This window comes from Pseudomonas sp. UMAB-40 (genome assembly GCF_900095275.1).
In the GTDB taxonomy this organism is placed as follows: Bacteria; Pseudomonadota; Gammaproteobacteria; order Pseudomonadales; family Pseudomonadaceae; genus Aquipseudomonas; species Aquipseudomonas mandelii_B.
The window spans coordinates 338,622-357,034 of the sequence record NZ_LT607553.1 but is presented as its reverse complement, the minus strand read 5'-3'; the positions used below and the strand labels follow the sequence as shown (position 1 = coordinate 357,034).

The following is an 18,413-nucleotide window of genomic DNA, read 5'->3' as shown; positions in this document are numbered from 1 at the left end:
ACCATGACCTATCGCTACAAAGTTTCACTGATATTTCTCATCGGCTTTTTTATAGACTGCATTAACATCTTTATGTCAGCGGTCGCATTACCGAGTATATCGGCGGCGCTGCACGTTAGTACTTCAGACGTTGCCTGGGTGGCCAATGCTTATATTCTGGGACTGACGCTGATCATTCCGGTCAGCACCTGGTTGGCCGGTCGTTTTGGCAGCCGGGAAATCCTCACCGCCTCGATGCTCGTGTTCACAGGTTCCGTGTGGATGTGCGGGCTGGCCAACAGTTTCAACGAGCTGGTGATCTGGCGCTTCGTCCAGGGGATTGGCGGTGGCCTGTTGATTCCAGTCGGCCAGGCGCTGACGTTCAACCTGTTCAAGGGTGAGCAGCGGGCGAAAATATCCACCTTGGTCATGGCCGTTGCCCTGATAGCGCCCGCCATTTCACCAACCATCGGCGGAGTCATCGTCGACAGCAGCTCCTGGCGCTGGGTGTTCTACAGCAACATCCCGTTCTCGCTGATCGCGGCAGTGCTGTCCTGGTTCTGGATTAACGAAGCGCGGCCGACGAGTTTGCCCCGACCCGACATCAAGGGCTTGCTGCTGGTCAGCGCAGCACTCGGCAGCCTGCTGATGGGCATGTCGTTGTACGGCGGCGATGCTCCGGCATGGGTGGCCGCCCTCTTCGTCATGGCCGGCGTTGCTTTCGTGGTGCTGTACGGGCTGCATTACCGCACCTGCAAAAACCCGATCATTGAACTGAGCCTGCTCAAAAGCAAAAAACTCAGCACCTCCATCTTTATCTATTACGCGATTCCCGGTGTGTTCACGGGGGTCAACTTGATGAGCATCTTCTTCCTGCAAAACACCCTGCACTTCAGCGCCCGCCTGACAGGGATGTTCATGATCCTCTACGCCATCGGCGCGTTCATCGCGATGCTGATCTGTGGCCGGGTCTACAACCGGATGGGCGCGAAGCGCCTGTTTGCCCTCGGCATGCTGTTGCACAGCGCCGGCATTGCCACCCTGCTACTGGTGAACAATCCCTCAGACCTTCTGGTGATTGTCATCGCCTACAGCTTGATGGGGATCGGCGGCGGCATCGGAGCCAACACAGCACAAACCACGTCGTTGATGGATTTCGAGGGCAGTGACACGCACAAGGCCAGTGTCATCTGGAACATCAACCGACAGATGTCATTCAGCATCGGCGCCGCCCTCTTCCTGATGGTTTTCAACCTGCTCCTGAAGCATTTCGATACCACCCAGGCCTACCACGTGACGTTCGCCATTGCCGCGCTGGTGGGCCTGTTCCCACTCTTTCAACTGAGTCAGTTGAACACTCAAAAGGACTGTCATGCACAACAAAATAGTTGAACAGGCGCACCACAGCATTCATCACGTGCACGAGCTGATCCGCACCCTGTTCACCGACGCCAACGGTAAGGGGCAGGCCGCGCTCGAGCCGCTGATGTCGGCATTCGCCGAGCACTTCACCATGGTCACCACCTCGGCCGCCATCGTCAGCCGGGCGACGGTCGAACAGATGTTCAAGGGTGCAATCGGCGCCAAACCGGGCCTGGAAATCGTCATCAGCGACCTGCAGACGGTGTGGCAAGAAGGCGCCAGCGTGGCGATCCGCTACAAGGAAACCCATCGCCTGGACCAGCGCGAAAGCTCACGGATTTCGGTGGCGATCATTGGCCTGCATCACCACAACGCCCAATGGATCTACCTGCATGAAACGCCGCTAAGCCAGGAAAGCTGATTTTCGTATGAACTACACAATCACTGATTGCCGAATGCTCTCGGCCTCTATCAAAGAAATCACCGTCAGCCCGCAAACACCAGGGCATGCCGTGCTGGATGCGGGCGCGCATTTCAAATGGTTCATCCCCGAACTGAATGAATGGCGGCACTACTCGGCGGTACAACTGGCGGACCGCATGACGGCGCAAGGCAGCGTCGTCTTTGCCATCCGGCTCACGGCCGACTCGGCCAGCAGTCGCTACATTCGTTCGCTGGCAATCAACGACACGGTGCAGCTCGATGGCCCGTTCAATACGTTCACCTACCCGCTCACTGAAGGCGTCGGCAGGGACATTGCGATTGCCGGCGGCATCGGCATTACGCCGCTGACCGGGATCCTTCATCACCTGACGTCATTGAATCGAAGCGCACACCTGCACTACTTCGCCAGGAACGACGACGACGCGACCTATGCCTTGCCCCTGCAGGCACTGTTGCAGGAACGCCTGCACTTGCACTTCTCCAATAAACCCGATGGCCGCCCCGCTGTCAGTCAGGTGCTCGCAGATCTGGCACCACACGACCGGCTCTACGTCTGCGGTCCGCAGGCGATGCTCAACGACGTGTTTTGCCATGCCGAGGCCAGTGGCCTGGCGCGCGAGCGCATCCATTTTGAAATCTTCAACGTGGTTCGGGAAGACGATGCGTCGGTCTTTGTGATTGACGCCGTCGAGTCGGGTATCAGCGTCAACGTCAATCAAGACCAAACCTTGCTGGAGGCGCTGGAGGCGGCCGGCCTGGATCCGCTCTACGACTGCCGACGCGGTGAGTGCGGTGTCTGCGCGCTGGAGGTCCTTGAGGGTGAAGTCGACCATCGCGACTTCATCATGAGCGAAAAAGAAGCTGCCTGCAGCGCAAGGATTTATCCCTGCGTCTCCCGGGCCAAAAGCCAACGCCTGAAGCTGGCGATCTAACGAGGAACACCGTTTGGACAATTACTTCAACGGCAGAGAAGTGCATAAATCGCTCTACCTTGATCAACAGCTCTTCGACCAGGAACAACACAGCGTCTTCGCCGCCAGCTGGAGTTACGTGGGGCACGACAGTCTGATCCCGCAGCCCGGCGACTTTTTCACCACCGACATTGCACAGCAACCCTTGGCAATGGTCCGGCAAAAAAATGGCGACATCGTTGTCCTGCACAACCGCTGCCCGCACAAAGGCGTGAAAGTGCTGGCCGAGCCTCGCGGCAATGTCGGTCGGTTTATCCGCTGCCCTTACCATGCGTGGACCTTCAAGACCGATGGCGAACTGCTGAGTATTCCGGTGAAAAAGGAATACGACGATTGCGACCTCAGCGCGTGCTCCGCCCACAAAGGCATGCAAGCCGTCGCGGCGGTGGAGAACTATCGCGGTTTTGTATTTGTCCGCCTCCAGGCAGAAGGCATCGACTTCAACACCTTTTTTGGCGAGTCGTTATCGACGCTGGACAACATGGTGCTGCGCTCGCCCCTGGGCCAGTTGCGCGTCGTTGGCCAGCCGCTCCTGCACCGCCATCGCTGCAACTGGAAAATGGTGGTCGATAACCAGACCGACACCTGTCACCCGATGATTGCCCATGAGTCCTCGGCGGGCGAAGCGATTCGCTTGTGGAAGGAAACCAGCGACCAGAGCAGCCCTTCGCCCATGGCGGTCGAGCTATTTTCACCGTTCATGGCGTCCTACGAGTTCTTCGCCGACATGGGTATTCGCATCTGGCCCAACGGCCACGGGCATACCGGCGTCAGCAACTCAATCCATAAAGCCTATGCCGATATTCCGGGTTATTGGGACTTGATGGTCCAGAGCTATGGCAAACGCCAGGCCACCGAGATTCTCGAAGACACCCGACACAACACCGTCTATTTCCCGAACCTGATGGTCAAGGGCCCGATCCAGACGTTGCGGGTGATCAAGCCGATCAGCGCTCAGGAGACGGTGGTCGAGTCGTGGATCTTTGAATTGGTGGGCGCCCCCATCCAGTTGCTGGAACGAACCGTCCAGTACAACAACCTGATCAATTCCCCTTGCTCGATGGTCGCCCACGACGATGTGGAAATGTACGAGCGGGCGACGGAGGGATTGCGCAGTGATTCCAACGAGTGGGTCAACGTGGCGCGACTCTTTGAATCGACCGAATCCTATGAGCGGACCCAGGTGGTTTCGGGCACCAGCGAAATGGCGATGCGCAATTTTTACAACAGCTGGCAGCACTTGATGCGGGATAACCATGCAACTCGATCAGAACAATAAACACGCCATCGAACAGTTGATCGCCAGCGAAATCCAGCTACTGGACCAACAAGACTTCAGTGCCTGGCAACAACTGCTGACCCCCGACTACACCTACTGGATTCCGTTGCGACGAGAACAGACCAGCCCTCTTCATGAGTCCTCGCTTCTGTATGAAGACCGGTTTCTGACCACGCTGCGCATCAACCGATTGGCCAACGCGCGCAACTACTCGCAACAGCCCAAGAGTCGCAGTTTGCATATTGCCCAGTGTTCGTTGATCCGTCTGGAAGACGACGAACTGAGCGCATCGAGTAGCACCAACATGCTCTATTGCGAAGCCCGAGGGGACAGCGAATGGCATTACCCGGTCACCGTCGAGCATCAACTGATTAACGTCGAAGGCACCTGGAAAATCCAAGGCAAAAAAGTACTTCTGCTCAATCCCTCCCGAGCGATTGAAAGCCTGCAGTTAATCATCTGATTTATCGAGAATCACACGTGAACGTTACGACTACCGGCTTCGACGAAGCCACATTTCCCGGTTCTTTTCCGTATGTCGACCTGTTGTACGACTACGGCCAGTTTTTGCGCAATGCCAGTGATGCGATCGGTTACTTGCCACCCGAAGCGGCCAATAAACACATCGGCATTGTCGGCGCCGGGCTGACCGGGCTGGTCGCCGCCTACGAACTGCTCCGTGCCGGTGCCCAGCAAGTCACGCTGTTCGAGGCCGCCGAAGAACACTTGGGCGGGCGCTTGCTGACCCAGCGCTTTGACGATGACCACCCGCAATTCATCGCCGAAATGGGCGCGATGCGCTTTCCTCCCAGCGAGGTCGGGTTGTTTCACTACCTGAACCGGTTTGGCATCGAAACCACTGAAGCGTTTCCCGACCCCGGTGTCGTGGACACCGAAATCCACTACCGCGGTGAGACTCATCACTGGGCGGCCATGCAGCCTCCACCTGCGATTTTCAGCACGGTCCATCGGGGCTGGAGTGCGTTTTTGAAAGAGGGCGTGACCTTCGATGACGGCACCTGCCTGGCGCCACCGTTGTTACTGACCGAGTTACTCAAGCAACACAACTACGCGGAAGTGCAGCCGGAATGGCAACGCTATCTGGATTACTTCGGCGACAGCTCGTTCTATTCGGCCATGGTGCAGATTTTCACCGGCAGCAACCCGCCCGGCGGACAACCGTGGCGCAAACCCGAAGACTTTCATCTATTCGGTTCACTGGGGATCGGCTCGGGCGGTTTCCAATCGGTATACCGCGCCTCCTTTACCGAGATTCTGCGGCTCGTGGTCAATGGCCTCGAAGTCAATCAACGGCTGGTGCCGATGGGCATCTCATCGCTGTCGGAGTTGATTGCCGATACGTCATTCCACGGCATGCCCCTGCGCGACCGAATCTGCCGCACCCGCATCGAGTCCATCAACAAGGGCAATAACGGTGAAATCCTGCTGGCCGGCAGCAATGGTGAAACCTATGCCTGCGACCGGGTGATCACCACGACGACCACCCGGGCGCTGCAAGTGAACATGAAGCTCACACAGAACCAGGCCTTCGTGAATCGTGACGTGGCCCGGGCGATCAACGAAACCCACATGGTCGGTTCGTCCAAGCTGTTCATCCTGACCAAAGACAAGTTCTGGTTGAAACACGGGCTGCCACAGAACATCCAGACAGACACCTTGGTGAAGGGCGTGTATTGCCTCGATTACGCACCGCAGGACCCTGAGTCCTGGGGCGTGGTATTGATCAGTTACACCTGGGAAGACGACTCCCACAAGATGGTTTCTATGACCGACAAAGTTCAACGCTGCTTGCGCCTTGTCGATGAACTGGCCATGAGCGCACCTGAGTTTGCCAGCCACCTTCTACCGCTCAATGGCAACTACCAGCGCTATGTCCTGGAGTATGACTGGCTGACCGACAAGCATTCGCTGGGCGCCTTCAAACTCAACTTTCCGGGTGACGATATCTACTCGGAACGCTTGTTCTATCAATTCAAAACGGCCCTCGATCCACAGCAGGACACGGGGTTGTACCTCGCCGGGTGCGGCTGCTCTTTCACCGGTGGCTGGGCGGAAGGCGCCATTCAAACAGCACTCAACGGTGCCTGTGCGGTGATCAGCAGTCTGGGTGGCGACTTGATTGCCGACAATCCGCTGGACGGACTGCACGCTCAATACCGCTATTGCTGATGCCTTCATCGCAAGCCTCCTCTCTATCGCCGAGACCGTTTTATGTACAGCCAGCTTTCAATTGAAGAACTCGTCAGCGGATTTCGCAGTGGTCGCCATTGCCTGGATGCCTGGCACCAATCCCTGCGCGATAAACAGTTTGATCATCAACACCTGAACAGCTTCATCACGTTCGACCCGACGGCGTTCGAGGTTGCCCTCGGGGCCGACCGGGAGGCGAGCCTTTATGGCATTCCCGTTTCCTTCAAGGACAACATCAATGTCAGCGGTATGCCGACCACCGCAGGAACGCCGGGGCTCGCTGCTTACTACCCGTTGTCCGATGCCGGGATTGTCGAGCGTTTCAAGACGCTGGGCGCGAGGGTCGTTGGCAAGAACAACATGCATGAACTGTCGTTCGGGGTGACGTCGGCCAACCAAACTTACGGCGCCGTGGTCAACCCGGCTGACGAACGCTACAGCGCGGGCGGCAGCAGCGGTGGTTGTGCGGCAGCCGTCGCAGCCGGTCTTGTGCCCTGCGCCGTGGGTACCGACACCGGCGGGTCAGTGCGCATACCCGCGGCGTTCTGCGGGATCGTCGGGTTTCGCCCCACCACGGGGTGTTACCCGGTGGACGGCATCGTGCCCGTTTCCCAGACCAAGGACACGCCAGGGCTACTGACCCGCACACTGCAAGACTGTCAGTACATCCACCATCACCTGACCGGGAACCACCCAGCGCCCCCGGACGACAACAGACCCCTACGGGTGGGCATACCGGAAAAATTCTTCTGGGCCGACCTCGACGAAAAAGTCCGACGCGACTGCTTCGCGGCTATCGAGGTGTTGGCAGATCGGGGCGTGGAGCTGGTTCCGGTCGATGACCTGTTGATCGGGGAAATCAATGAGAGCATTCAATTCCCATTACCTATTTACGAGTTCTTTATCGACTTCCCGCGCTTCTTGATGAAAGAAGGCTGGGGCGACCAATTTTTGAGCATCCTGGCGCAGATCCGGGACCCGGGCATCAAGAAAATACTGACGGCGCAACTTGAGAGCCCGGCGATTTCCTACACCGACTATGTACAGGCATTGATGAGCAAACTGCAGCTGAGTCGTGAATACAGCCGTCTGTTCAACGCCCATCAACTGGATGTGATTGCCTACCCTACCGTCAGCTGTACGGCACCGTTGCTCACGGAGTGCGAGGCAGAAAGCAACTTCGAGACCTTCGTGCGCAACACCGACCCGGCGAGCAACCTGGCGGCGCCCAGTGTCACCGTGCCGGTAGCGGAAAAACACTCGCTGCCGGTGGGGCTCTCGTTCGACGCGTTGCCCGGGCAGGACAGCTTGCTGCTGGAGAGATCCCGCCAATTATCCCGTTTGCTGGCCATGCGTTAACGCGCTGTCGGCGCCATTCACTGAATGGCGCTGATCCTTTCTCACGCGCGCCTGCAACCTGGCCCGCCGAAAGAACAGCCCTCTAACAACTCAAATGCAGGCCTTGCCATGCGCAGCACTTCTACGTCCACTTCCGCTCCCCCCGTCGCACTCGAACGTTCGCCCTCGGTGCTCGGCGGCGCCATGATGATCGGTGGCACCATCGTCGGTGCCGGCATGTTTTCGCTGCCGGTCGTCATGTCCGGCCTGTGGTTTTACGGCTCCGTCGCGGTCCTGTTGTTTGCCTGGTTCTGCACCTTGCATTCCGGCCTGATGATTCTTGAGGCCAACCTTAACTATCGTTCCGGTGCCAGTTTTTCAACGATCACCAAAGACCTGTTGGGTCGTCGCTGGAATGTGTTGAACGGCTTGAGCATCGTCTTTGTCCTGTACACGCTGACCTACGCCTACATCTCGGCCAGCGGTTCGGTGATTCATCACAGCGCCCAATCATTGGGAGTGAATCTGTCGGCACGCGCCGGGGGCTTGTATTTCACCCTGACGGTCGCGCTCATCGTGTGGCTGAGCACGGCAGCGGTGAGCCGGGTGACCACAGTGATCTTCGGTGCAAAGATCATCGCGTTCTTCCTGACCTTCGGCGGGCTGCTCGATCACGTGCAACCGGCGACACTGCTCAATCGAAACGCCACGGATAGCCACTACCTTCCTTACCTGCTGATGACCCTGCCCTTCTGCCTGACCTCCTTCGGTTTTCACGGCAACGTTCCCAGCCTGATGAAACACTTCGGCAAAGACCCGCAGCGTATCCGTGCCTGCCTGGTCAGCGGCACCCTCATCGCGCTTGGGCTGTACGTTGTCTGGATGGTTTGCAGCATGGGCAACATTCCCCGGGACGGGTTCAAGGACATCACTCAGCGTGGCGGCAATATCGACGTGCTGATCAGCGCGCTGGGGGCGATGCTCAACAGTGCGAAAATCGATGTATTCCTCAGCCTTTTTTCCAACTTCGCCGTCGCCTGCTCCTTTCTCGGCGTGTCCTTGGGGCTCTTCGATTATCTGGCCGATGTGCTGGGGTTTGACGACAGCCCGCGAGGTCGCCTGAAAACCGCAGCCACCACATTCCTACCACCTATGCTCTGCGGGCTGTTGTGGCCAGAAGGGTTTATCCATGCCATCGGTTTCGCCGGTCTGGCGGCGACCCTCTGGGCCGTCATTACCCCGGCATTGCTGGCCAGCGCATCACGCAAGCGCTTTGGCAGCCCGCGGTATCGCGTCTGGGGAGGCCAGCCCATGATTGCCCTGATATTGTTTTTCGGCGTGATCAGCGCGATTTCACATGTGCTGTTTTCATTGGATTTGTTGCCGGTGTGGCGCTAGCGGTCTCAAACGCCATTCGGTTTTCCGAACGCGACCTGTCGGCCGATTCGGTTAACCGGATTTTCCTTCGCCGAAATCAGCGCCATAAATATTTAATACCCTTATAAATCAATAACTTGACCTATATCGCCTGGCCTGGCACGAGTCATGCTCTACACTCTGGGACGAATGCCTGTTGCGCACCCACTTCAGGAGCCGTCAGGCATTCGAAGCACAAAAGGGCCGATGAACTGGCTCCATAAAAAAAACAATGTCGAGGAAAATTTGATGCGCATCGTTCCCCATATCCTGGGCGCAGCCATTGCTGCCGCTCTGATTAGCACTCCAGTTTTCGCTGCCGAGCTCACCGGCACACTGAAGAAGATCAAAGAGTCCGGTGTGATCACCCTCGGGCATCGTGACGCTTCCATCCCGTTTTCCTATATCGCTGATGCTTCCGGCAAACCAGTCGGCTACTCCCACGATATCCAGCTGAAAATCGTCGAAGCCATCAAGAAAGACCTGGACATGCCCAACCTCCAGGTCAAATACAACCTGGTCACCTCGCAAACCCGTATTCCGCTGGTGCAGAACGGCACCGTCGACGTCGAGTGCGGTTCCACCACCAACAACGTGGAACGTCAGCAGCAAGTTGCCTTCTCCGTCGGCATTTTCGAAATCGGTACGCGTCTTCTCTCCAAGAAAGACTCCGCGTACAAGGATTTCGATGACCTGAAAGGCAAGAACGTCGTGACCACCGCGGGCACCACGTCCGAGCGCATCCTCAAGTCGATGAACGCCGACAAGCAGATGGGCATGAACGTCATCTCTGCCAAAGACCACGGCGAGTCCTTCCAGATGCTGGAATCGGGCCGCGCAGTGGCTTTCATGATGGACGACGCCTTGCTGGCCGGTGAAGCGGCCAAGGCCAAGAAGGCGGATGACTGGGCCGTGACCGGCACTCCACAGTCCTACGAAATCTACGGCTGCATGGTTCGCAAGGGCGACGAGCCGTTCAAGAAGGCTGTCGACGACGCGATCGTGGCAACCTACAAGTCGGGCGAGATCAACAAGATCTACGAAAAATGGTTCATGCAGCCAATTCCGCCAAAAAACCTGAACCTGAACTTCCCGATGAGCAACGAGCTCAAGGCCCTGATCGCCAATCCGACCGATAAAGCGGCTGACGACAAACCTGTAGAAAAAAAGTCCTGAGTTCTGACTAACCTTATCTCCTGAGAGGGCCACTGCCCTTTCAGGGGATAGTCACTCCCTGCTGGCATTTTTGGAAACACTCGAACCGGTGGCTGTCGAGCCGTTCGCGTGTGCCTGATCGTCAAGTTCAGGCGGGAACGGAGCTTCCCCAGGCGGGCATTTGTACATCGAACGATCTGAGGGGAGACCCTAATGAATTACAACTGGGACTGGAGCGTGTTCTTCAAGTCCACCGGTGTGGGCAGCGAAATTTATTTCGACTGGTACCTCTCCGGTTTGGGCTGGACCATCGCCATCGCCGTCGTGGCCTGGATCATTGCCCTCATGCTGGGCTCGATTCTGGGTGTCATGCGCACCGTGCCGAATCGCATCGTATCGGGCATCGCGACCTGCTACGTCGAACTCTTCCGTAATGTGCCGCTGCTGGTTCAGCTGTTCATCTGGTACTTCCTGGTGCCCGATCTGCTGCCGCAAAACCTGCAGGACTGGTACAAACAGGACCTGAACCCGACCACCTCGGCGTACCTGAGCGTTGTCGTGTGCCTGGGCCTGTTCACCGCCGCCCGCGTTTGCGAACAAGTGCGTACCGGCATCCAGGCGCTGCCTCGTGGCCAGGAAGCGGCCGCTCGCGCCATGGGTTTCAAACTGCCACAGATCTACTGGAACGTGCTGCTGCCCCAGGCCTACCGGATCATCATTCCGCCGCTCACCTCGGAATTCCTGAACGTGTTCAAGAACTCTTCCGTGGCGTCGCTGATCGGCCTGATGGAGTTGCTCGCGCAGACCAAACAGACCGCCGAGTTCTCCGCCAACCTGTTCGAAGCCTTCACTCTGGCTACCCTGATCTACTTCACCCTGAACATGAGCCTGATGCTGCTGATGCGTGCGGTCGAGAAGAAAGTCGCCGTACCGGGCCTGATCTCCGTAGGGGGTAAATGATGGAATTCGACTTCTCGGGCATCGTCCCGTCCCTGCCGGGCCTGTGGAACGGCATGGTCATGACCCTGCAACTGATGGTGCTGGGCGTCGTCGGCGGGATCATTCTCGGCACGATCCTGGCCCTGATGCGCCTGTCCCACAGCAAACTGCTGTCGAACCTTGCCGGTGCCTACGTCAACTACTTCCGTTCGATTCCATTGCTGCTGGTCATCACCTGGTTCTACCTGGCGGTGCCGTTCGTGCTGCGCTGGATCACCGGCGAAGACACCCCGATCGGCGCGTTCGCCTCCTGCATCGTGGCCTTCATGATGTTCGAAGCGGCGTACTTCTGCGAAATCGTCCGGGCCGGCGTGCAGTCGATTCCCAAGGGCCAGATGGGCGCTGCCCAGGCTTTGGGCATGACGTATGGCCAGATGATGCGTTTGATCATCCTGCCGCAAGCGTTCCGCAAGATGACCCCACTGTTGCTGCAGCAGAGCATCATCCTGTTCCAGGATACTTCGCTGGTCTACGCGGTCGGCCTGGTGGACTTCCTCAATGCCTCGCGTGCCAGTGGCGACATCATCGGTCGCTCCAATGAGTTCCTGATCTTCGCGGGTCTCACGTACTTCACAATCAGCTTTGCCGCCTCGCTGCTGGTCAAGCGTCTGCAAAAAAGGTTTGCCGTATGATCTCTATCAAGAATGTCAACAAGTGGTATGGCGACTTCCAGGTACTGACTGACTGCAGCACCGAGGTCAAAAAAGGCGAAGTGATCGTGGTGTGCGGGCCGTCCGGTTCCGGCAAATCCACCCTGATCAAATGCGTCAACGCCCTGGAACCGTTCCAGAAAGGCGACGTGGTGGTCGATGGCACGTCCATCGCCGACCCGAAGACCGACTTGCCGAAACTGCGTTCGCGCGTCGGCATGGTGTTCCAGCATTTCGAACTGTTCCCGCACCTGACCATCACCGAAAACCTGACCATTGCGCAGATCAAGGTGTTGGGCCGCAGCAAGGAAGAAGCCACCAAGAAAGGCCTGCAACTGCTTGAGCGCGTCGGCCTCTCGGCTCACGCCCACAAGCACCCTGGCCAACTCTCCGGTGGCCAGCAACAGCGTGTGGCGATTGCCCGTGCGCTGGCGATGGACCCGATCGTCATGCTGTTCGACGAACCGACCTCGGCGCTGGACCCTGAAATGGTCAACGAAGTGCTCGACGTGATGGTGCAACTGGCCCACGAAGGCATGACCATGATGTGCGTGACCCACGAAATGGGCTTTGCCCGCAAAGTGGCGGATCGCGTGATCTTCATGGACCAGGGCAAAATCATCGAAGACTGCAAGAAAGAGGACTTCTTCGGCGACATCACCCACCGCGCCGAGCGTACCCAGCACTTCCTTAACAAGATTCTGCAGCACTAAGAAAGACACCGCTCCCACACTGGATCGGTGGTGGTATTGAGATTTGTGTTGTGGTTGACCCAAGGCATCTGTGATGAAATGCGACCCCACTCTCTATCGCGCCGCGCCGCCATCACTCGCCGTGAAACCCCGTCTGATTCGCCATCTGTTCCTGCCCCCCCTGGTCATCGCCCTGATGATCGGATTGGGTTACCTCGGCTTCTGGGTCAGTGAGCACTACGGGATTCGCAGCCTCAGCGAGAACGGCCAGCGTCAGCTCGAACTGCACGCCCGCGCTGTCGAGAGCGAGATCAGCAAATACACCTACCTGCCCAGCCTGCTGGAACTTGAATCCAGTGTTTCAAAACTGCTGGCCGATCCGTCACCGGAACTCCGGCAGACGGTCAATGATTACCTCGAAGGCCTGAACCGGCGCAGCCGCAGTCGGGCCATCTACGTGATGGACACCACCGGCCGCGTCATGGCCACCAGCAACTGGCGCGATGTCGACAGTTACCTGGGCGAAGACCTGTCCTTTCGCGCCTATTTCCAGAACGCCGTGCGCGGTCAGCCGGGACGCTTCTACGGGATCGGCAGCACCAACGGCGAACCCGGTTACTACCTGGCCCACGGCCTGGAAGAACACGGCAAGATCATCGGCGTCGCCGTGGTCAAAGTACGCCTCGAAGCCATGGAAGAACGCTGGCAGCGCGCGCGCCTCGAAGCCTTCGTCAGCGACGAGAACGGCATCATCATTCTCTCCAGCGACCCGGCGCGACGGCTCAAATCGGTGGTTCCACTGAGCGACGAAACCAAGGAAAAACTGGCCCGCAGCCTGCAGTACTACTGGTTCCCGCTGAACGAATTGCAGCCACTGGCCCGGGAACAACTGGCCGAAGGCGAAGAAAAACTGACCTTCCCCGCCAACAGTGAAGTGGAGTCCGACGAAGAGGACATCAGCTACCTCTCGCAGACCCGCCCCCTGAGCGACACCCCGTGGAACTTCACCCTGCTCACGCCGCTCCAGGATTTGCGCCGTGAAGCGATCAATCAGGGGATTCTGGTGGCGGTAGCGTTTGCCCTGGTGGCATTCCTGCTGATCGCCTGGAACGAGCGGCGCAAGGTGATCGCCACTCGCCTCGCCGCCCGTGAAGCCCTGCAGGAAGCCAATAATCAACTGGAGCGTCGGATTACCGAACGCACCACCGACCTGCGCGCCAGTAACGAGCGACTCAAGGGCCAGATCCGCGAACGACGTCAGGCTGAAGAGACACTGCGCCGCGCCCAGGATGAGCTGGTGCAGGCCGGCAAACTCGCCGCCATCGGTCAGATGTCGACCAGCATCGCCCACGAACTGAACCAGCCGCTGGCGGCGCTGCGCACCTTGTCCGGCAACACCGTGCGCTTTTTAGAGCGCGGTCAACTGGACGTGGCCAGCACCAACCTCAAGACCATCAACGAATTGATCGACCGCATGGGCCGGATCACCGCCAGTCTGCGTTCCTTCGCCCGTCGCGGTGACGACAAAGGCCAGGCGTGCCTTGGCAAAGCGGTAGACGCCGCGTTGCAACTGCTCGGCGGTCGCGTGGAAAGTGTCCATCTGCAACTGCATCGTGACTTCAAAGATGTGCAGGTGCAGATCGACCAGACCCGCCTCGAGCAGATCCTGGTCAACCTGATCGGCAATGCCCTCGACGCCATGCAGGCACAACCGTTGCCCGAGCTGTGGCTGGAAGGCGAAGCATTCGATGGCAAATATCGCCTGCGCGTGCGCGACAACGGCCACGGCATCGACGCCGAAGCGCGCAAGCATTTGTTCGAACCGTTCTTCACTACCAAACCCGGCGAACAAGGCCTGGGCCTGGGCCTGACGCTTTCCGCCAGCCTGGCCGCCGCCACCGGCGGGCACCTGGGTGTCGAACACCCGGCCAGCGGTGGCACCACCTTCGTCCTCAGTTTACCGTTGGTAAGCCCCACTCACGCCGAGCCAATATGAACAACGACCTTAGTGTGCTGATCGTCGAAGACGACCCCCATGTGCTGCTCGGCTGCCAACAGGCGCTGACCCTGGAAGACATTCCCTGCGTGGGCGTGGGCAGCGCCGAAGAAGCGCTGGAGCGAGTTGGCGACAACTTTGCCGGCATCGTCATCAGCGACATCCGCCTGCCGGGCATCGACGGCCTGGAACTGCTGACCCGGCTCAAGGCCCGCGATCGTAGCCTGCCGGTGGTGCTGATCACCGGCCACGGCGACATTTCCATGGCCGTCGGCGCCATGCAGAAAGGCGCTTACGACTTCATGGAGAAACCCTTCTCCCCGGAACGCCTCGTCGATGTCGCCCGCCGTGCGCTGGAGCAACGCAGCCTGGCCCGGGAAGTGTCTTCGTTGCGTCGGCAACTGGCGGAGCGCGATTCCCTCGAAGGCCGGATCATTGGCCGCTCGCCAGCCATGCAGAACCTGCGCGAACTGATTGCCAACGTCGCCGATACGTCGGCCAACGTGCTGATCGAAGGCGAAACCGGCACCGGCAAGGAACTGGTTGCGCGATGCCTGCACGACTTCAGTCGCCGCCACACCAAGCAGTTCGTCGCGCTGAACTGCGGCGGCCTGCCGGAGAACCTGTTCGAAAGCGAGATCTTCGGACACGAGGCTAACGCGTTCACCGGCGCCGGTAAACGGCGGATCGGCAAGATCGAACACGCCGACGGCGGCACGCTGTTCCTCGACGAAGTCGAAAGCATGCCCCTGCCCTTGCAGATCAAACTGCTGCGGGTGTTGCAGGAACGCACCCTCGAACGCCTGGGTTCGAACCAGAGCGTGGCCGTGGATTGCCGGGTGATTGCGGCGACCAAGTCCGACCTCGACGAGTCGAGCAAGGCCGGCGAGTTTCGCAGCGACTTGTATTACCGATTGAACGTGGTGACCCTCGAATTGCCGCCGTTGCGCGAACGTCGCGAAGACATCCTGCAACTGTTCGAACACTTCCTGCAGCAGTCGTCCCTGCGCTTCGACCGCGCGGTGCCGGAGCTGGACAACCAGACCCTGTCGAACCTGATGAGCCACGACTGGCCGGGCAACGTGCGCGAACTGCGCAACGTCGCCGAGCGTTTTGCCCTCGGCCTGCCGGCCTTCAAGAAATCCGGCGCCAGTGTCAGTAATCAGGGTCTGGCGTTTGCCGAAGCGGTGGAAGCGTTCGAACGCAACCTGCTCAGCGACGCCTTGCAACGCAGCGGCGGCAACCTGACCCAGGCCAGCCTGGAACTCGGGATGGCCAAAACCACGCTGTTCGACAAAGTGAAAAAGTACGGGCTGAGCCACTGATGGACCTGATCCTCAAAGCAGCGCTGGGGGCGGCGGTGGTCGTCATCCTCGCCGCGCTGGCCAAGACCAAAAACTATTACATCGCAGGCCTGGTGCCGCTGTTTCCGACGTTTGCGCTGATTGCGCATTACATCGTCGGCAAAGGGCGTTCGCTGGATGACTTGAAGACCACCATCGTGTTCGGGATGTGGTCGATCATTCCGTACTTCGTTTACCTGGCGACGTTGTATGTGATGGTCGACCGGATGCGACTTGAAGCGTCGCTCGCCGTGGCGGCAGTGGCGTGGCTGATGGCGGCCACCGTCCTCGTCACCGTCTGGGTCCGCCTGCACGCCTGACCACCGCCAATCCCGGCGGGAGCAAGCTCGCTCCCACAGGGGATTGGTGGTGTCTGATCATTGGTGGCTGGCCCGTCCCTTGCATTTACCCCAAAAGCCCCCTCGGCCGGCCTTCATGATGGATGAAGCCGGTGTCTGGGAGGGTCTGCCAAGGGTGAATTGCGACCTTGAACATTTTAGATCTCGACCACAGCCTGACGGCCCAGGCGCCCATCTCGCGGCTGCTGGAAAGCGGCCGTGCCAAACGCCTCGACTTGCTCGACCTCGGCCCGAAACTGCGGCTGTGGTCCAGCGAACGGACCTGGCGCCGGTTCGCCGAACGCTTGCAGCAACGGCCCCGGCACAGCGGCCCGCAGCCGGAAATCTTCTTCGTCGGCTCCGGTGATTACCACCACTTGACCCCGGCGTTTCTGACCGATTTGCCGGAACCGGTGAGCCTGATCCACTTCGACAACCACCCTGACTGGGTTCGCTTCGCCCCGCGCCGGCATTGCGGTTCGTGGGTCAATCAGGCGCTGAAATTGCCGAACATCCAGCGCATCGTCACCCTCGGTCCGTGCAGCGATGACCTGCAGAATCCGCAGCTCAAGGGCGGCAATGTCCGGGCGCTCAAACGCGGCGTGTTGCAGCTGTTTCCGTGGCAACGCCCGCCCTCGAAAGTGTGGGGCCGGGTCGGTGACGGCGCCGGGCATCAACAACAGGAAAACCTGCTGCACTGGCGCAATCTGGCGGAGCTCGACTGGCCGGTATTTCTCGAACAGATGATCGCCAGCCTGCCCACCCGCGCGGTGTGGATCACCATCGACAAGGACGTGTTGGCCAGCCAAGACGCGGCGACCAATTGGGACCAGGGCGGCATGCGCCTGAACCACTTGCTGCAAGCCATCCGAGCCTTGGCGGCCAGCAAACGAATCATTGGCATCGACATTTGCGGCGAGTACGCCCGACCGGCCTTCAGCAACGCCCTCAAGCGCTGGGAAGCCAAGTCGGACCAGCCCCCGGCCGAACGCTGGAGCGAAGCGGATCTGCTGCGCAACGCGACGACCAACCAGGCGTTGATCGATCTGTTCGAGGAGTTGTTTCCATGACCTTCACCGTGATTGTGCTGGTGGCGTTTTCCATTGTGCTGGACGTCATCGGCCAGCTCTGTTTCAAGCTCGGCCTGGACCGTTTACCGGAGCTCGAAGGCGGGTTTCGCCTGAATGCGTTCTGGGGCCAGGTGTTCAACGCGCCGTTGCTGTGGTGCGGGATCGGCGCCTACGTGATCGAATTTTTCGTCTGGCTCGAAGCCCTGTCCCGGGCGCCACTGAGCCTGTTGTTCCCGGCCGCGGCGCTGGCGTATTGCGGCGTGGTGCTGGCCGGCAAACTGATCCTCGGCGAGACCGTCAGCCGGCGGCGCTGGCTCGGCACTTTAGTGATTACGGCGGGCGTGATGCTCGTGTGTGTCACCCATGTCTGAGGCTCAAGCGATGATCAGAGGCAAGACCGACTGGCTGCATGAACGCCTCGGCACGGTGGTGCTGTGGGCGTTGTTGATCGGTTTTGAAAGTGCCGGCCAGATCGCCACCAAGGTCGGTGGGGATCAGCTGGGGCAGATGGATTTCAACCTGCAATGGCTGCTGGCCGTGGCGGTGAATCCGGGGGTGTGGTTTGCGATTGCCTGCTACATCGGCGCGTTTTTCGTGTGGATGCTGATCTTGCGGCGCAGCAGTTTGTCCCTGGCGTTTCCGCTGAGTTCGCTGGTGTTTGTCGGGGTGTTGCTCGGCTCGTGGCTGGGGCTGGGGGAGCAGATCAGCGTGCTGCACTGGGTGGGGGTGGCGGTGATTATGGGAGGGATTGCGTTGTTGGCCGAGGGTGAAGAAACATAGATTTTTGTGATCTCAAGGACCCCATCGCGGGCAAGCCCGCTCCCACATGGACGGCGCATAACCTGTGGGAGCGGGCTTGCCCGCGATGGCATCAGACAGGCCAACCAAGAACCTTCAATTGAATTTGTAGGCCAGTGCCGCCTGCACTTCCCCCTGGTTGGTCTCCCCCACCTCTTTGACAATGCTGCTATCCGCCGCCGCCCCCGTCAGGTGAACCCAGCTCGCACTCGTCAACAACGACCACTGCGGCGCCAGCGGGAACTCGAAACTCTGGGTCAACGCCACATTCTGCAATCCACCGCCAGCGTTGTACGGCCGAATCCCCGAGGCTTGTGACTCATTGGCGCTGACTCCGAAAAACGTCTGATTCTGCCGCGCATCAGCAAAATG

The 18,413-nt window shown here is 59.2% G+C and carries 19 protein-coding genes; 18 read left to right on the top strand and 1 reads right to left on the bottom strand.

Features of this window, described 5'->3' with window-relative positions; all coding sequences use genetic code 11:
- The first annotated feature begins 3 nt into the window (after positions 1 to 3).
- The 18 genes from K0F88_RS06235 to K0F88_RS06150 all read left to right on the top strand — a co-directional run bounded on the left by K0F88_RS06235 (position 4) and on the right by K0F88_RS06150 (position 18,023).
- A complete protein-coding gene (locus K0F88_RS06235; RefSeq protein WP_094470888.1) occupies positions 4 to 1,371 on the top strand; it encodes an MFS transporter in 1,368 nt (455 codons plus the stop codon).
- Complete coding sequence (locus K0F88_RS06230; protein ID WP_094470887.1) at positions 1,352 to 1,762, top strand: DUF4440 domain-containing protein; 411 nt, start codon at positions 1,352 to 1,354, stop codon at positions 1,760 to 1,762. The genes K0F88_RS06235 and K0F88_RS06230 overlap by 20 nt, the downstream gene beginning before the upstream one ends.
- Positions 1,763 to 1,769: 7 nt before the next feature.
- Positions 1,770 to 2,717: a flavin reductase family protein gene (locus K0F88_RS06225; RefSeq protein ID WP_219094586.1), complete on the top strand. Its 948-nt coding sequence runs from the start codon at positions 1,770 to 1,772 to the stop codon at positions 2,715 to 2,717.
- A 13-nt stretch (positions 2,718 to 2,730) separates the two neighbouring features.
- Positions 2,731 to 4,035 (top strand): Rieske 2Fe-2S domain-containing protein, encoded by a 1,305-nt coding sequence (locus K0F88_RS06220; protein ID WP_219094585.1) that lies wholly within the window; start codon positions 2,731 to 2,733, stop codon positions 4,033 to 4,035.
- On the top strand, positions 4,013 to 4,498 hold the full coding sequence (locus K0F88_RS06215) for an aromatic-ring-hydroxylating dioxygenase subunit beta (protein WP_219094584.1): 486 nt from the start codon (positions 4,013 to 4,015) through the stop codon (positions 4,496 to 4,498). The genes K0F88_RS06220 and K0F88_RS06215 overlap by 23 nt, the downstream gene beginning before the upstream one ends.
- A 17-nt stretch (positions 4,499 to 4,515) precedes the next feature.
- Positions 4,516 to 6,225, top strand: coding sequence for an NAD(P)/FAD-dependent oxidoreductase (locus K0F88_RS06210; RefSeq protein ID WP_219094583.1), 1,710 nt, complete (start codon positions 4,516 to 4,518; stop codon positions 6,223 to 6,225).
- A 42-nt stretch (positions 6,226 to 6,267) separates the two neighbouring features.
- Complete coding sequence (locus K0F88_RS06205) at positions 6,268 to 7,605, top strand: amidase family protein (RefSeq protein ID WP_219094582.1); 1,338 nt, start codon at positions 6,268 to 6,270, stop codon at positions 7,603 to 7,605.
- A 108-nt stretch (positions 7,606 to 7,713) separates the two neighbouring features.
- Positions 7,714 to 8,982 carry a tryptophan permease gene (gene mtr, locus K0F88_RS06200; protein ID WP_219094581.1) on the top strand — a complete coding sequence of 423 codons (1,269 nt, stop codon included), beginning with the start codon at positions 7,714 to 7,716 and terminating at the stop codon, positions 8,980 to 8,982.
- 267 nt (positions 8,983 to 9,249) lie between these two features.
- Positions 9,250 to 10,176, top strand: a complete 927-nt coding sequence (locus tag K0F88_RS06195; protein WP_219094580.1) for a glutamate/aspartate ABC transporter substrate-binding protein — start codon at positions 9,250 to 9,252, stop codon at positions 10,174 to 10,176.
- A 192-nt stretch (positions 10,177 to 10,368) separates the two neighbouring features.
- On the top strand, positions 10,369 to 11,115 hold the full coding sequence (locus K0F88_RS06190) for an amino acid ABC transporter permease (protein ID WP_219094579.1): 747 nt from the start codon (positions 10,369 to 10,371) through the stop codon (positions 11,113 to 11,115).
- Positions 11,115 to 11,786: an amino acid ABC transporter permease gene (locus K0F88_RS06185; protein ID WP_219094578.1), complete on the top strand. Its 672-nt coding sequence runs from the start codon at positions 11,115 to 11,117 to the stop codon at positions 11,784 to 11,786. The genes K0F88_RS06190 and K0F88_RS06185 overlap by 1 nt, the downstream gene beginning before the upstream one ends.
- Positions 11,783 to 12,517 (top strand): amino acid ABC transporter ATP-binding protein, encoded by a 735-nt coding sequence (locus K0F88_RS06180; protein ID WP_219094577.1) that lies wholly within the window; start codon positions 11,783 to 11,785, stop codon positions 12,515 to 12,517. Before K0F88_RS06185 ends, K0F88_RS06180 begins: the two co-directional genes overlap by 4 nt.
- A gap of 73 nt (positions 12,518 to 12,590) precedes the next feature.
- Positions 12,591 to 14,492 (top strand): sensor histidine kinase, encoded by a 1,902-nt coding sequence (locus K0F88_RS06175; RefSeq protein WP_219094576.1) that lies wholly within the window; start codon positions 12,591 to 12,593, stop codon positions 14,490 to 14,492.
- Positions 14,489 to 15,817 (top strand): sigma-54 dependent transcriptional regulator, encoded by a 1,329-nt coding sequence (locus K0F88_RS06170; protein WP_219094575.1) that lies wholly within the window; start codon positions 14,489 to 14,491, stop codon positions 15,815 to 15,817. The genes K0F88_RS06175 and K0F88_RS06170 overlap by 4 nt, the downstream gene beginning before the upstream one ends.
- A gap of 8 nt (positions 15,818 to 15,825) precedes the next feature.
- Positions 15,826 to 16,155, top strand: a complete 330-nt coding sequence (locus tag K0F88_RS06165) for a GlpM family protein (protein WP_219094616.1) — start codon at positions 15,826 to 15,828, stop codon at positions 16,153 to 16,155.
- Between the two features lie 167 nt (positions 16,156 to 16,322).
- Positions 16,323 to 17,243 carry an arginase gene (locus K0F88_RS06160; RefSeq protein WP_094470877.1) on the top strand — a complete coding sequence of 307 codons (921 nt, stop codon included), beginning with the start codon at positions 16,323 to 16,325 and terminating at the stop codon, positions 17,241 to 17,243.
- Positions 17,240 to 17,614, top strand: a complete 375-nt coding sequence (locus K0F88_RS06155) for an EamA family transporter (protein ID WP_094470876.1) — start codon at positions 17,240 to 17,242, stop codon at positions 17,612 to 17,614. Before K0F88_RS06160 ends, K0F88_RS06155 begins: the two co-directional genes overlap by 4 nt.
- Positions 17,615 to 17,624: 10 nt before the next feature.
- A complete protein-coding gene (locus tag K0F88_RS06150; protein WP_176457759.1) occupies positions 17,625 to 18,023 on the top strand; it encodes a transporter in 399 nt (132 codons plus the stop codon).
- 114 nt (positions 18,024 to 18,137) lie between these two features.
- Here the strand turns inward: K0F88_RS06150 and K0F88_RS32255 are convergent.
- A partial coding sequence (locus K0F88_RS32255) for a MipA/OmpV family protein (RefSeq protein WP_257605193.1) occupies positions 18,138 to 18,413 on the bottom strand: 276 nt, incomplete at its 5' end.

Bases quoted from the DNA above. Each gene is read 5' to 3' on its own strand.
- K0F88_RS06215 (WP_219094584.1), top strand. From the start codon at position 4,013: ATGCAACTCGATCAGAACAATAAACACGCCATCGAACAGTTGATCGCC.
- K0F88_RS06150 (WP_176457759.1), top strand. From the start codon at position 17,625: ATGATCAGAGGCAAGACCGACTGGCTGCATGAACGCCTCGGCACGGTG.
- K0F88_RS06170 (WP_219094575.1), top strand. From the start codon at position 14,489: ATGAACAACGACCTTAGTGTGCTGATCGTCGAAGACGACCCCCATGTG.
- K0F88_RS06185 (WP_219094578.1), top strand. From the start codon at position 11,115: ATGGAATTCGACTTCTCGGGCATCGTCCCGTCCCTGCCGGGCCTGTGG.
- K0F88_RS06190 (WP_219094579.1), top strand. From the start codon at position 10,369: ATGAATTACAACTGGGACTGGAGCGTGTTCTTCAAGTCCACCGGTGTG.
- K0F88_RS06230 (WP_094470887.1), top strand. From the start codon at position 1,352: ATGCACAACAAAATAGTTGAACAGGCGCACCACAGCATTCATCACGTG.
- K0F88_RS06225 (WP_219094586.1), top strand. From the start codon at position 1,770: ATGAACTACACAATCACTGATTGCCGAATGCTCTCGGCCTCTATCAAA.
- K0F88_RS06205 (WP_219094582.1), top strand. From the start codon at position 6,268: ATGTACAGCCAGCTTTCAATTGAAGAACTCGTCAGCGGATTTCGCAGT.
- mtr (WP_219094581.1), top strand. From the start codon at position 7,714: ATGCGCAGCACTTCTACGTCCACTTCCGCTCCCCCCGTCGCACTCGAA.
- K0F88_RS06195 (WP_219094580.1), top strand. From the start codon at position 9,250: ATGCGCATCGTTCCCCATATCCTGGGCGCAGCCATTGCTGCCGCTCTG.
- K0F88_RS06155 (WP_094470876.1), top strand. From the start codon at position 17,240: ATGACCTTCACCGTGATTGTGCTGGTGGCGTTTTCCATTGTGCTGGAC.
- K0F88_RS06175 (WP_219094576.1), top strand. From the start codon at position 12,591: ATGAAATGCGACCCCACTCTCTATCGCGCCGCGCCGCCATCACTCGCC.
- K0F88_RS06180 (WP_219094577.1), top strand. From the start codon at position 11,783: ATGATCTCTATCAAGAATGTCAACAAGTGGTATGGCGACTTCCAGGTA.
- K0F88_RS06235 (WP_094470888.1), top strand. From the start codon at position 4: ATGACCTATCGCTACAAAGTTTCACTGATATTTCTCATCGGCTTTTTT.